This window comes from Streptomyces sp. NPDC014894 (assembly GCF_043080985.1).
Classification (GTDB): domain Bacteria; phylum Actinomycetota; class Actinomycetes; order Streptomycetales; family Streptomycetaceae; genus Streptomyces.
In genome coordinates this window covers 19,102-31,273 of the sequence record NZ_JBIBWD010000001.1, presented here as the reverse complement: position 1 = coordinate 31,273, position 12,172 = coordinate 19,102, and the positions used below count along the sequence as shown (strand labels likewise).

At 72.0% G+C, this 12,172-nt stretch carries 11 protein-coding genes; 6 read left to right on the top strand and 5 right to left on the bottom strand.

Going from position 1 to position 12,172, the window contains the following annotated elements:
- Position 1: 1 nt before the first annotated feature.
- Entirely contained in the window at positions 2-895 is an 894-nt protein-coding gene (locus ACF089_RS00150; RefSeq protein WP_392019653.1) for a helix-turn-helix transcriptional regulator, read from the top strand.
- 58 nt (positions 896-953) lie between these two features.
- Here the strand turns inward: ACF089_RS00150 and ACF089_RS00145 are convergent, their stop codons facing one another.
- Complete coding sequence (locus tag ACF089_RS00145; RefSeq protein ID WP_392019650.1) at positions 954-3,164, bottom strand: MMPL family transporter; 2,211 nt, start codon at positions 3,162-3,164, stop codon at positions 954-956.
- A gap of 261 nt (positions 3,165-3,425) precedes the next feature.
- On the opposite strand from ACF089_RS00145, the gene ACF089_RS00140 reads away from it, so the two are divergent.
- Together ACF089_RS00140 and ACF089_RS00135 are read left to right on the top strand one after the other, a co-directional pair.
- Positions 3,426-4,694, top strand: a complete 1,269-nt coding sequence (locus tag ACF089_RS00140) for a sensor histidine kinase (RefSeq protein ID WP_392019646.1) — start codon at positions 3,426-3,428, stop codon at positions 4,692-4,694.
- Positions 4,691-5,470 (top strand): response regulator, encoded by a 780-nt coding sequence (locus ACF089_RS00135; RefSeq protein ID WP_392019643.1) that lies wholly within the window; start codon positions 4,691-4,693, stop codon positions 5,468-5,470. The genes ACF089_RS00140 and ACF089_RS00135 overlap by 4 nt, the downstream gene beginning before the upstream one ends.
- Positions 5,471-5,485: 15 nt before the next feature.
- Here the strand turns inward: ACF089_RS00135 and ACF089_RS00130 are convergent, their stop codons facing one another.
- The 4 genes from ACF089_RS00130 to ACF089_RS00115 all read right to left on the bottom strand — a co-directional run bounded on the left by ACF089_RS00130 (position 5,486) and on the right by ACF089_RS00115 (position 8,865).
- Positions 5,486-6,034, bottom strand: a complete 549-nt coding sequence (locus ACF089_RS00130) for a Clp protease N-terminal domain-containing protein (RefSeq protein ID WP_392019640.1) — start codon at positions 6,032-6,034, stop codon at positions 5,486-5,488.
- A complete protein-coding gene (locus tag ACF089_RS00125; protein ID WP_392019637.1) occupies positions 6,034-6,243 on the bottom strand; it encodes a helix-turn-helix domain-containing protein in 210 nt (69 codons plus the stop codon). Before ACF089_RS00125 ends, ACF089_RS00130 begins: the two co-directional genes overlap by 1 nt.
- A 52-nt stretch (positions 6,244-6,295) precedes the next feature.
- Positions 6,296-7,261: a zinc-binding dehydrogenase gene (locus ACF089_RS00120; RefSeq protein WP_392019634.1), complete on the bottom strand. Its 966-nt coding sequence runs from the start codon at positions 7,259-7,261 to the stop codon at positions 6,296-6,298.
- 359 nt (positions 7,262-7,620) lie between these two features.
- Complete coding sequence (locus ACF089_RS00115; RefSeq protein ID WP_392019631.1) at positions 7,621-8,865, bottom strand: NADP-dependent malic enzyme; 1,245 nt, start codon at positions 8,863-8,865, stop codon at positions 7,621-7,623.
- 531 nt (positions 8,866-9,396) lie between these two features.
- Between ACF089_RS00115 and ACF089_RS00110 the strand changes: the two genes are divergently transcribed.
- The 3 genes from ACF089_RS00110 (at position 9,397) to ACF089_RS00100 (ending at position 12,150) form a co-directional block, all read left to right on the top strand.
- A complete protein-coding gene (locus tag ACF089_RS00110) occupies positions 9,397-10,383 on the top strand; it encodes an ABC transporter substrate-binding protein (protein WP_392019628.1) in 987 nt (328 codons plus the stop codon).
- A gap of 73 nt (positions 10,384-10,456) precedes the next feature.
- Positions 10,457-11,392, top strand: a complete 936-nt coding sequence (locus ACF089_RS00105; protein WP_392019625.1) for an amino acid ABC transporter permease — start codon at positions 10,457-10,459, stop codon at positions 11,390-11,392.
- Positions 11,389-12,150, top strand: a complete 762-nt coding sequence (locus ACF089_RS00100) for an amino acid ABC transporter ATP-binding protein (protein WP_392019624.1) — start codon at positions 11,389-11,391, stop codon at positions 12,148-12,150. The genes ACF089_RS00105 and ACF089_RS00100 overlap by 4 nt, the downstream gene beginning before the upstream one ends.
- The last annotated feature ends 22 nt before the right edge of the window (positions 12,151-12,172 follow it).

The following is a 12,172-nucleotide window of genomic DNA, read 5'->3' as shown; positions in this document are numbered from 1 at the left end:
GATGCCTCCCGTATTCGCGCACGGCCGACTGCGCCTGTATCTGCTGAAGCTCCTGGACGAGGCCCCGCGCCACGGGTACGAGGTGATCCGCCTCCTGGAGGAGCGTTTCCACGGCCTGTACGCGCCCTCCGCGGGCACGGTCTACCCCCGGCTGGCCAAGCTGGAGGCGGAGGGCCTGGTCACCCATGCCACCGAGGGCGGCCGCAAGGTCTACTCGATCACCGACGCGGGCCGGGAGGAGCTGGCCGGCCGCCGGGGCGAGCTGGCCGATCTGGAGCTGGAGATCCGTGACTCGGTCTCCGAGCTGGCGGCCGAGATCCGCGACGACGTGCGCGGCGCGGCGGGGAAGCTGCGCAGCGAGATGCGCGCGGCGGCGGCGCAGACGCGGACCTCCCCGCGCGCCGAGAAGGAGAAGGAGGAGTGGCGCAAGGTCACCCACGAGTGGCAGGAGCAGGCCCGCCGCGCCCGGGAGGACGCCCAGCAGGCGCGCCGCCAGGCCAAGGAGGCGCAGGAGAAGGCGCGCCGCGACATGCAGCGCATCGCCAAGCAGGTCCAGGACCAGGTCCAGGGCCACTTCGCCCGGGGCGACTGGCCCACGGGCGTCCGTGAGGGCCTCTCCGAACTGACCGCCCAGCTCGGCGGCTTCGCCAAGTCGGCCGCCCCGCGTCCCCCGAAGCCGGAGACCCCGGTCCCCGACTGGCCGGCCGACGCCCCCTCCACGGGCGACCCCGCCCGCGATCTCGACCGTCTCCTCGACCGCTTCCGCGACGACATCCGCGACACCGCCCGCGACCACGGCGTCACCGAGCCCCAGCTCGCCGAGGCCCGCCGCCACCTCTCGACGGCCGCGGCCCACATCGTCGCCGGGCTCGTCCAGGGGGACGCGGAGAAGTGACCGTGCCGCCCGCGACGCGTCAACGCGTCGCGGGCGGCGGGCCCGTACCCCCGCGGTCTCAGTACGCCGTGACCCGGTCGGGTTCCCGAGGGGCGGGGGCCGGGTCGTCGTGGTGGGGGCCCGGGGCGGGGCGGGGGCGGACCGGCCACCAGAGGCCGCGGCCGAGGAGCGCGGCGAGGGCGGGGACCAGCACCAGCGACAGGACGAGCGCGGAGAGCATGATGCCGAGCGTCATCGCGAAGGCGATCTGCCGGCTCCCCGGGGTCGTGGCGAGCGTGGCGAAGGACCCCGCCAGCACCAGCCCGGCCGTCGCGATGGCCGGGGTCGTGTGCCGTACCGCGCGGGCCACGGCGGCGCGGGCCGGGCCCGGCCGCCGCATCTCCTCCCGGATCCGGTCGGCGATCAGGATGTTGTAGTCGGTGCCCAGGGCCACGACGAACAGGAACAGCACCAGCGGAAGGGTGAAGGCGACGCCCGGCTCGCCCAGTCCGTGCTGGAACACGAGCGTGGCGGCTCCGAGGGTGGCGGCGAAGCCGAGCCCGACGGAGAGCATCAGCACCAGCGGCGCGAGCAGGCTGCGCAGAAGCAGTACGAGGATCAGCGCGATCAGCCCGGCCGCGACCGGGAACACGATCCTGAGGTCGCGGTCGACTGCTGTCGAGACATCCGCGAAGATCGCCGCCGTACCGCCCACATGCGCCGTCGTCCCGGCCGGCGTGTGCCGGCCCACCGTGTCCCGGATCGGCCCGGAGGCCAGATCGCGGGCCGCCTGGCTCTGCGGGTCGACGGTCGGGTAGACGTCGATCCGGGCGGCGCGGCGGTCCTCGGTCAGCACGGTCGGGGCGACCTGGCCCACTCCGTCGACCTCGGTGAGCGCGCGGGAGAGGGCGTCGAGCCGGCCGGCGGTGAGCGTGCCGCCGTCCTCCTCGGCCGCGACGAGGACGCTCGTGGGGTCCGACACCCCGGCCGGCAGAGTGCGGGCGATCTCGGCCGCGGTGACCTGGGCGGGAGTCGGGTCGCCGGAGTCGGGCCGGCCGTAGTCCATCCGGATGCCGATCAATCCGGCGGCCAGCGCGGCGAGCAGGGCGACGGAGGCCGCCGCCATCGTCAGCGGCCGCCGGGTGACCAGCGCGGCGAACCGGGCGGCCCGGCCTTCGCGCGGCTCGTGGCTCAGGGACTTGGAGGGCCAGAACATCTTGCGCCCGGCGGCGGCGAGCAGCGCCGGCATCAGAGTGAGGCTGCCGAGCAGCATCACCAGGACCGCGACGGCGATCGCGGGACCCAGCGAGCGGAACTGTCCGAAGCTCGCCAGGCCCAGCGTGGCGAACGCGGCCACGATGGTCAGCGCCGCCGAGGTGATCGCGGCGCCCACCCGGCCGGAGACCAGCTCGGCCGCCTCGCGCGCGGACCGCTCGGGCCGGGCGCGCAGCCGCTCGCGGAAGCGGAACAGCAGGAAGAGCAGATAGTCGATGCCGATGCCGAGCAGGACCACGTTGATCAGTTCCGGGGTGGTCGCGTCGAGCTTGTTCCCGGTGAGCATCGCCGCGCCCGCGACGGCTCCCCCCGCCACTCCGCCGATCAGGGCGACCGCGAGCAGCGGCAGCAGGGCCGCGAGGGCGCTGCGGAAGACCAGCACGTTGAGCAGGACGATCAGCCCCATGACCAGGCCGCCCCCGATCTTCGCGGCGGTCTCGTGGGCGTCGGCGGTGTCGACGGTGTCGGCGAGCCCGCCCGTGAAGCCGGTGCGCATCCCCGCCTCGGAGAACTGCGTACGGGCGGCGTCCCGGAAGGTCCGGTAGACGCTCTGGACCCCCTTGTCCGCGGGGTTCCCCAGCAGTTGTACGGAGAGCAGCTGGAAGCTGCCGTCGGGGGCGGTCATCGCCGGGGCGATCCGGGGCTTCTGGGAGCGGTCCGGGACCAGGAAGCTCGGGACGTCGTCCTCCCGGGGCATGACCACCCGGCGCTGGGCCAGCTTCGCCGCCTCCGCCCCGATCAGCTTCCGGTCGGCGGCGGCGAGGGCCTTGCCGTCGGAGCGGGCGACCAGCACCGTCACCGTGGTGGCGTCGGGGTCGTCCCCGAAGCGCTCCTGGGCGATCTCCAGCGCGGCGGCCGAGTCGTAGCCGCGGGGCAGGAAGTCCCCGGTCTGGTGCTGGGTGACGCGGGCGGTGAGCGCCGGGGTCAGGAAGCTCAGGGCGACGCCCAGCAGCGCCCAGACGGCGATGACCTTCCACGGGTGTCTGGTGGAGTATCCGGTCAGGGCGCGGATCACGATGTTGTCCTCCGGCGGACGGACTGGCGCACGGGCTCCGCCGGGGGCTCCCGGCGGACCTCTCAAGACCATCACCGCGGGAGCCCGCGGACGTCGTGGCAGCGGATGATCCGGGCCGGGGGAGCTGGGTCCCGCCCCGGGACGGGACCAGGACCCTGGTCCTGGTCCGCACCGGGACCGCGGGCCGCGGGCGGCCGTCGGCCGCGCCGCTGTGCCACCCTGTGTCCGGGGGCGAACCCCCAGGACACAGGGGGAACAGCCATGCCCAGCAGCCCACGGACCGGGACCGGACCCGGCGACGCCCGGCAGTCGCGGCCTGTCGACAGCGCGGACCGTACGGGCGGCGCGGGCGGCGACGGCGGCGCCGATGAGCCGCTGTGGACGCGCAACGACGCGCTCGTGACCAGCGGCGCCTGTGCGATGAACCTGCTCAGCTATGTGTTCAGCGCCCCCCTCGCCGGGCACGAGGTGAGCGTGGCCGGGTTCCTCCTCGTCGCGCTGACCGCCGTACCGCTGCTCGCCCGGCGACGCCACCCGGCGGCGGCCCTCACCGCCGTACTGGCGCTCGACGCGACGGCCGCGCTGACCGTGCCGCTGCCCAGCCACTTCGGGGCCGTCCTGGTGGTCGCGCTGTACTCGGTCGCCAGGACCTGTTCCGGCCGGGTGACCGCGGTCGCGGCGGTCGCGACCGTGGCGGTGACGCTGCTGAGCCAGGGCTACGGCGGGATCCCGCCCTGGCAGGAGGCCGTCTCCGCGCCCCTGTCCACCCTGTTCGTCGTCGGGGCCGCCCTCGCGGTCAATCGCTGGCAGCGGGAGGTGGCGGCCAATCGGCGTCTCCTCGCCGACCGCGCGGTGGCCGACGAACGCCGCCGTATCGCACGGGAGCTGCACGACATCGTGGCCCACCACATCACCACCATGCAGCTGATGGCCGGCGGGGCCCGGGCCAACATCGACCGGCCGGAGGTGGTCCGGGACGCCCTGGTCACCCTGGAGGGCTCCGGACGGCTCGCGCTGCGCGAGATGCGCCAGCTCCTCGACGTACTGCGGGCCGGGGACGAGCCGGAGGCCGCGCCCTCGACGCCCCAGCCCGGCGCGGACGACCTCGACCGGCTGGTGGCGGAGTCCCGCCTCGCCGGGCTGCCGACCGACTTCACCGTCCACGGGCCGAAGCGCCCGCTGCCGCCGACCGCCGGCCTCACGGTGTTCCGGATCGTCCAGGAGGCCCTGACCAACGCCCGCAAGTACGCGGGGGACGCCCGCGCCACCGTACGGCTGACGTACCGCGAGGACGGGGTCACCGTCGAGGTGCGGGACGACGGCGGGAGCAATGCGCCGCAGGACGGGCCGCCGCCCGGGGGCTCGGGCGGCTACGGCCTCATCGGCATGCGCGAGCGGGTGGCCCTGCACGGCGGGACGCTCGCCGCCGGCCCGAGGGCAGACGGCGGATTCGGCGTGCTGGCCGAGCTGCCGCTGACCCCGGACCGCGCGGACGAGACGGCCCTCCCGTACGCGGAGGCGCGCCGATGACCGGGACCGAACCGCCCCGGGACCGGGACCAGGACCAGTTCCGGGACCGGGCGCGGCCGTCTGCGCCGAGGATCCGGGTGCTGATCGCGGACGATCAGCCGCTGGTCCGGCGCGGACTGTCGCTGATCCTCTCCCCCGACCCGTCCTTCGAGGTGGTGGGCGAGGCCGAGGACGGCGCGCGGGCCGTCGCCCTCGCCCGCGAGCTGCGCCCCGACGTGGTGGTGATGGACATCCGGATGCCCGTACTCGACGGGGTCGGCGCGACCGAGCAGCTCGCCGCCGCCGTGCCGGAGTGCCGGGTCCTGGCCCTGAGCACCTTCGACCTCGACGAGTACGTCGTGGGGGCCCTGCGCGCCGGAGCCTGCGGCTTCCTGCCCAAGGACAGTTCCCCCGAGGAGCTGAGCGCGGCGATCCGCACCGTCCACACCGGCGAGGCGGTCGTCGCGCCGCGCCTGCTCACTCGGCTGATATCCGCCTATGTGCGGACGCCGAGCGAGCCCCGGCCGGCCCCTGTGAGCCGGGGCGAATCGGGCGAACTCACCCCGCGCGAGGCCGAGGTGTGGCGTCTGATGGCGACCGGCCTCGACAACACCGAGATCTCCCGGGCCCTGGCCATCAGCCTCTCCACGGTCAAGAACCACATCACGAACCTCTTCGACAAGCTCGGCGTCCGCGACCGCGCCCAAGCGGTCATCGCGGCCTATGAGTCGGGCCTGGTCACCGCCCGTACACCGCCCGGCGCCCCGCCCGGCCGCCGGGAGCCCGATCCGGCCTGATCCAAAAGAAGGACCCTAGGCGTCCGCGCCGCCGGGCATCAGCCGGGCGACGGAGCGATAGGTCGCCCCGTGGTCGGCGAGGGCCTCGGCGACGGCGCCGGGCGCGGCCGTCAGGGCGAGCAGGAGATGCTCGCCGCCGATACGGCGGTCGCCGCGCTCCGTGGCGATATGGAGGGAGCGGACCAGGGTCTCCTTGGCCGCCGGGGCGTAGGAGCCGTGCCACCAGCGCTTCTGGCGTCCGCGGGCGGCGAGCGCTCCGGGCCCGTGATTCTCCTCCACCCGGGCGACGATCTCGGCGACGTCGATTCCGAGACCGGCCAGGGCGTCGGACTCGGACCGGGAGAGACCCGCGCTGCGGCGGGCCCGCGCGAGGGCCTGCTCCAGGGACGCCCGCCGGTCGGGAAGGCCGAGCGCCGAGAGCGCGAACGCCGTTCGGGTGCCCTTCTGTTCGAGCAGGGCGAGCAGCAGATGCTCATCCGTGACCCGGTCCGCGCCCATCCGCTCCGACAGGGCCACCGAGCCCTTCACCACGTCGCGGGCCTCTTGAGTGAATCGCTCGAACATCACTGCCTCCCGTACTTCTTGTGGACGGCCTGCCGGCTGACTCCCAGTTCGGACGCGATCTCCTGCCACGACCAGCCCTGATGGCGGGCGCTGCGCACCTGTACCGCCTCCAGCTGCTCCAGGAGCCGCCGCAGGGCGGCCACCGCGCGCAGTCCGACCCTGGGGTCGCGGTCCCCCGCGCTCTCGGCGAGATCCGTTGCCTCAGTCATGTCTGTCAATGTACGTTGACAAGCGGCGGGCGTCAACCAACGTTGACAGCAATCACGACGGGGTGAGCACGATCTTCCCGAACAGGCCCCCGTCCGCCATCCGCTCGAACCCCTCCCTCGCCCGGTCCAGCGGCAGCACCTCGTCGATCACCGGGCGCACCCCGGTCGCCGCGCAGAAGGAGAGCAGATCCTCCAGCTCGTCCTTGGATCCCATGGTCGAGCCGACGACCTTCAGCTCCAGATAGAAGATCCTGGTCAGCTCGGCGTGCGAGGGGCGGTCGCCGCTCGTCGCACCGGAGATCACCAGCGTGCCGCCGGGGCGCAGCGACTTGACCGAGTGCGACCAGGTGGCCGCGCCGACCGTCTCGATCACGGCGTCCACCCGGCGGGGCAGCCGCGCGCCCGGCTCGTACGCCTCCTCCGCGCCCAGTTCGACGGCCCGCGCGCGCTTGGCCCCGTCGCGGCTGGTGGCGTACATCCGCAGGCCCGCCGCCTTCCCGAGCACGATCGCGGCGGTGGCCACTCCCCCGCCGGCGCCCTGCACCAGCACCGAGTCGCCGGGCCGCACCCCGGCGTTGGTGAAGAGCATGCGGTACGCGGTGAGCCAGGCCGTGGGCAGACAGGCGGCCTCGGCGAAGCTCAGCTCCGGGGGTTTGGGCAGCACGTTCCAGGACGGTACGGAGACCCGCTCGGCGAAGGCGCCCTGATAGCGCTCGGTGAGGATGGAGCGGGGCTCGTCGGGGCCGACGCCGTGCCCGCTCTGGCCGATGACGGAGTGGAGGACCACCTCGTTGCCGTCGTCGTCGACCCCGGCCGCGTCGCAGCCCAGGATCATCGGGAGTCTGTCCTCCGGGAGGCCGACGCCCCGCAGGGACCAGAGGTCGTGGTGGTTGAGGGAGGCGGCCCGGACGGTGATCGTGGTCCAGCCGGGGCGCTCCGGCGGGGCCGGGCGCTCACCCAGCTCCAGGCCGTCGAGCGGGGCGTCGGGGACGATGCGGGCGGCGTAGGCGGCGAACATGGCCCCGACCCTAGGGTGGGACCGCCCGTGACGGAACGCCGCCGGAGTGTGACGCACGCCGCGCCGCCCGGCCGGCCCCGGAGTCGCGACCGGCGCGCAGCCAGGGGCCTTACGGGGCCGGTCGGGCGGTCCGGGGCCGCACGGGACCGGGCCGTACCGCACCCGGGCATACGGCCATACGGCGACGGCCCCGGGCCGGAGCCCGGGACCGTCGCCGTATGGGGCGATGCGCCGCGATCCGACGCGCCATGGATCTCGTACGGCCGGATCGGATCCAGTCCGGTCCTCCCGTCCGATCCGGCGTGACGCGATCCGGCGCCGCCCGACCCCGGCGCGAAAAGCCGGCGCCGTGCGACAAGCTAGCGCCGCGCGACGCCCTCCGCCCGGGCCGCCGCCGCGACCGCGGCCGTCACCGCCGGGGCCACCCGCTCGTCGAACGGCGACGGGATGACGTAGTCGGCCGCGAGCGCGTCGCCCACCACATCCGCCAGCGCGTTCGCCGCCGCGATCTTCATGCCTTCGGTGATCCGGGACGCCCGGACCTGGAGCGCGCCCGCGAAGATCCCGGGGAACGCCAGCACATTGTTGATCTGGTTCGGGAAGTCGCTGCGCCCGGTGGCCACCACGGCCGCGTACTTGTGCGCGATGTCCGGATGGATCTCCGGGGTCGGGTTCGCCATCGCGAAGACCAGCGCACCCGGGGCCATCGAGGCCACGGCCGCCTCGGCGACGGTGCCGCCCGAGACTCCGATGAACACGTCGGCGCCCGCGAGCGCGGACTCCAGCGAGCCGGAGATCCCGGCCTTGTTGGTGATCTCGGCCAGCTCGCGCTTGACCGGGGTCAGGTCCTCGCGGTCCCGGCCGATGATGCCCTTGCGGTCGGCCAGGGCCACATCGCCGAGACCGGCCTCCAGCAGGAACTTCGCGATCGCGACTCCGGCCGCACCCGCACCCGAGATCACCGCGCGCAGATCGGCCAGGCCCCGGCCGGTCAGCTTCGCCGCGTTCCGCAGGGCGGCGAGGGTCACCACGGCCGTACCGTGCTGGTCGTCGTGGAAGACCGGGATGTCCAGCCGCTCCTGCAGCCTGCGCTCGATCTCGAAGCAGCGCGGCGCGGAGATGTCCTCCAGATTCACCCCGCCGAAGGAGGGCGCCAGACGGACCACCGTCTCCACGATCTCGTCCGTGTCGGTGGTGGCGAGCGCGATCGGCACCGCGTCCACGCCGCCGAACTGCTTGAAGAGGATCGCCTTCCCCTCCATCACCGGAAGCGACGCCTCCGGGCCGATGTCACCGAGACCGAGCACAGCGGTCCCGTCCGTGACCACGGCCACGACCTGGGACTTCCAGGTGTAGTCGTGGACCAGCTCCGGATTCTCCGCGATGGCGCTGCACACCTTGGCCACACCGGGTGTGTACGCGAGGGACAGGTCGTCCTTGTTCCGCACGGGCACGGTCGCCTGGACGGCCATCTTGCCGCCTCGGTGGAGGGCGAAGGCGGGATCGAAGGGCTCCTCGGGAGCACTCTCCGTACCGCCGCCGCTCTCGCTGTCCTCGCCGGCGACGCTGCTCGCGCCGCGAGAATTGACGATCTCCGCTGCCATTGATTTACCCCTTAAGTCTTCATCAGTTGAGGGTTTCCACTCCTGGGTTGAGGAGGGGTGGGCGGGCACCGTGTCCGTGCCCCGCTCCGACGGCCTGCCGCCCTGCGGGGTGTGATGCGAACACGCGGGCACGCCGCACACGCGCCCTGAGCCCCGGATGAGGGGTGTAAGGATCCTTCTTACCCGACCAGAGCCGCCGGGGACGAGTCGATATTCCGATACGGGTATGACTCATCACCGATTTCAGGACACGTCGGCTACGTGCCCTTTTTCTGCCCTGCGGCCTGCTTCACACAGCAGAACTTCCGGTCGGAAGGACGTATTCCCGTGAATGGTCCGGTCGTGGTGCACCGGCCTCCAGGTGGTCGGGGGTGTCCCGTTACCCGATTTTGACATGCACGGCCCCCTGAATGGGCTAGTCCGAATGGCAAGATGCCGAAAACACTCAAGGTCGCACCCCTCAACGACGAGGACGCGATCGGGATACGACCACGAAATGGCAGCTCTCTGACACGCCGGAGGACCCCGAACATGACCGCACGCACCACGCGCCGGACGACCGCCCAGAAGACCCGGAAGACCCTCAACTCCCGGTTCGCCGCGGTCGGCGCCATCGCGGTCGCCGGCACCATGCTGCTGACCGGCTGTGGCGACCAGACGAACACGAAGGAGGGGAGCGGCAAGGAGACCGGCTCCTCCTCCGCGGCGAGCGAGAACAAGCTCCACGCGATGCTGCCCCAGTCCATCAAGGACAACGGGAAGGTCCGGGTCGGATCGGACATCGCCTACCCTCCCGTGGAATTCAAGGACGACTCGGGCAAGACGGTCGGACTGGACCCGGACATCGGCGCCGCCCTCGGCAAGGAGCTGGGAGTGACGTTCGAGTTCGAGAACGGCACCTTCGACACCCTCATCACGGGCCTGCGCTCCAAGCGGTACGACATCGCCATGTCGGCCATGACGGACAGCAAGGACCGCCAGAACGGCATCGACTCGGAGACGGGCAAGAAGGTCGGCGAGGGCGTCGACTTCGTCGACTACTTCACCGCCGGCGTCTCGATCTACACCAAGAAGGGCGACACCCAGGGCATCGCCTCCTGGTCCGAGCTGTGCGGCAAGAAGATCGCCGTCCAGCGCGGCACGGTCTCCGAGGACCTCGCCAAGGCCGAGAACAAGAAGTGCGGCAAGAACAAGATCACCATCGAGCCCTTCGACAACGACCTGGAGGCCCAGACCCGGCTGCGGGCCGGCGGCGTCGACGCCGGCTCCTCCGACTTCCCGGTCGCCGCGTACGCGGTGAAGACCTCGGGCGGCGGCAAGGACTTCGAGGTCGTCGGCGAGCAGGTCGAGGCGGCCCCGTACGGCATCGCGGTGGCCAAGGACAACACCCAGCTGCGGGACGCGATCAAGGCCGCGCTGGACGAGATCATCAAGAACGGCGAGTACAAGAAGATCGTGGACAAGTGGGGCGTCGCCGCGGGCGCGGTGACCGAGGCCAAGGTCAACGGCGGTTCCTGAACCGGTCCGGGGCCGGCGTCCTGACGGCGCCGGCCCCCCGGTCAGCTACTGATTCGCCACGGAAAGGCTCCCTGTGACTGCCGACATCAAGAAGACGGGACCGGACGCGCCCACGCCGCCGGCCGGGGCGGAGGCCATCAAGGCCATCCCGGTCCGGCACTACGGCCGGTACGTCACCGCCATCGTCGCCATCGCGCTCTTCGGGCTGATCGTCTACGCCTTCGCCCAGGGCGCCATCAACTGGGGCGCGATCCCCGACTACTTCTTCGACGACCGTATCGTCGAGGGAGTCTGGAAGACCCTGCTGCTGACCGTGCTGTCGATGACCATCGGCATCGTCGGCGGCATCCTGCTCGCGGTGATGCGGCTGTCCAAGAACCCGGTGACATCGTCCATCGCCTGGTTCTACATCTGGTTCTTCCGCGGCACGCCCGTCCTGGTGCAGCTCTTCGTCTGGTTCAACCTCGGCCTGGTCTTCGAGTACATCAACCTGGGCTTCTACCGCGACGAGTGGTCGGACTTCATGACCCCGCTGCTCACCGCGCTCCTGGGGCTGGGCCTCAACGAGGCCGCCTACATGGCGGAGATCTGCCGCGCCGGTCTGCTCTCGGTGGACGAGGGCCAGACCGAGGCCTCGCACGCGCTGGGCATGAGCCACAGCAAGACCCTGCGCCGGATCGTGATACCGCAGGCGATGCGGGTGATCGTGCCGCCGACGGGCAACGAGGTCATCAACATGCTCAAGACGACCTCGCTGGTGGCGGTGGTGCAGTACGCCGAGTTGTTCCGGTTCGCCCAGAACATCGGCCAGACCTCCGGCGCACCGGTCGAGATGTACTTCCTGGCCGCCGCCTGGTACCTGGTCATGACCTCGATCCTCAGCGTCGGCCAGTACTACCTGGAGCGGTACTACGCCCGAGGCTCCAGCCGCACCCTGCCGCCGACCCCGCTGCAGAAGATCAGGTCGAGCGTGTTCTCGGTGCGCCGCCCGAAGGGAGTCTCCGCATGAACGCCATGGTCAAGGCCGAGGGCGTACACAAGTCCTTCGGTCCGGTCGAGGTCCTCAAGGGCATCGATCTGGAGGTGGCCCCGCGCGAGGTCTTCTGTCTGATCGGCCCCTCCGGGTCCGGCAAGTCGACCTTCCTGCGCTGCATCAACCATCTGGAGAAGATCAACGCCGGACGGCTCTACGTCGACGGCGAGCTGGTCGGCTACCGCCAGAAGGGCGACCGGCTGTACGAGCTGAAGGACAGCGAGGTCGCGCTGAAGCGCCGGGACATCGGCATGGTCTTCCAGCGCTTCAACCTCTTCCCGCACATGACGGCGGTGGAGAATGTGATGGAGGCCCCGGTCCAGGTCAAGGGCGTGTCCAAGGCGACGGCCCGGGCCCGCGCACTGGAGCTGCTCGACCAGGTGGGGCTGGGCGACAAGGCCGGAAACTATCCCTCGCAGCTCTCCGGCGGCCAGCAGCAGCGGGTCGCGATCGCCCGTGCGCTGGCGATGGACCCCAAGCTGATGCTCTTCGACGAGCCCACCTCGGCGCTCGACCCGGAGCTGGTGGGCGATGTGCTCGATGTGATGCGCCAGCTCGCCGAGGACGGCATGACGATGGTCGTGGTGACCCATGAGATGGGCTTCGCGCGCGAGGTCGGCGACGCGCTCGTCTTCATGGACGGCGGCGTGGTGGTGGAATCCGGCCATCCGCGCGATGTGCTGACCAACCCTCAGCACGACCGGACCAAGTCGTTCCTGTCGAAGGTGCTCTAGCCGTACGCGCGGGGAGGGCGGT

Excerpts from the sequence above, each read along its gene's own strand:
- ACF089_RS00150 (WP_392019653.1), top strand. The coding sequence starts at position 2 with ATGCCTCCCGTATTCGCGCACGGCCGACTGCGCCTGTATCTGCTGAAG.
- ACF089_RS00140 (WP_392019646.1), top strand. The coding sequence starts at position 3,426 with ATGCCCAGCAGCCCACGGACCGGGACCGGACCCGGCGACGCCCGGCAG.
- ACF089_RS00135 (WP_392019643.1), top strand. The coding sequence starts at position 4,691 with ATGACCGGGACCGAACCGCCCCGGGACCGGGACCAGGACCAGTTCCGG.
- ACF089_RS00130 (WP_392019640.1), bottom strand. The coding sequence starts at position 6,034 with ATGTTCGAGCGATTCACTCAAGAGGCCCGCGACGTGGTGAAGGGCTCG.
- ACF089_RS00125 (WP_392019637.1), bottom strand. The coding sequence starts at position 6,243 with ATGACTGAGGCAACGGATCTCGCCGAGAGCGCGGGGGACCGCGACCCC.
- ACF089_RS00120 (WP_392019634.1), bottom strand. The coding sequence starts at position 7,261 with ATGTTCGCCGCCTACGCCGCCCGCATCGTCCCCGACGCCCCGCTCGAC.
- ACF089_RS00115 (WP_392019631.1), bottom strand. The coding sequence starts at position 8,865 with ATGGCAGCGGAGATCGTCAATTCTCGCGGCGCGAGCAGCGTCGCCGGC.
- ACF089_RS00110 (WP_392019628.1), top strand. The coding sequence starts at position 9,397 with ATGACCGCACGCACCACGCGCCGGACGACCGCCCAGAAGACCCGGAAG.
- ACF089_RS00100 (WP_392019624.1), top strand. The coding sequence starts at position 11,389 with ATGAACGCCATGGTCAAGGCCGAGGGCGTACACAAGTCCTTCGGTCCG.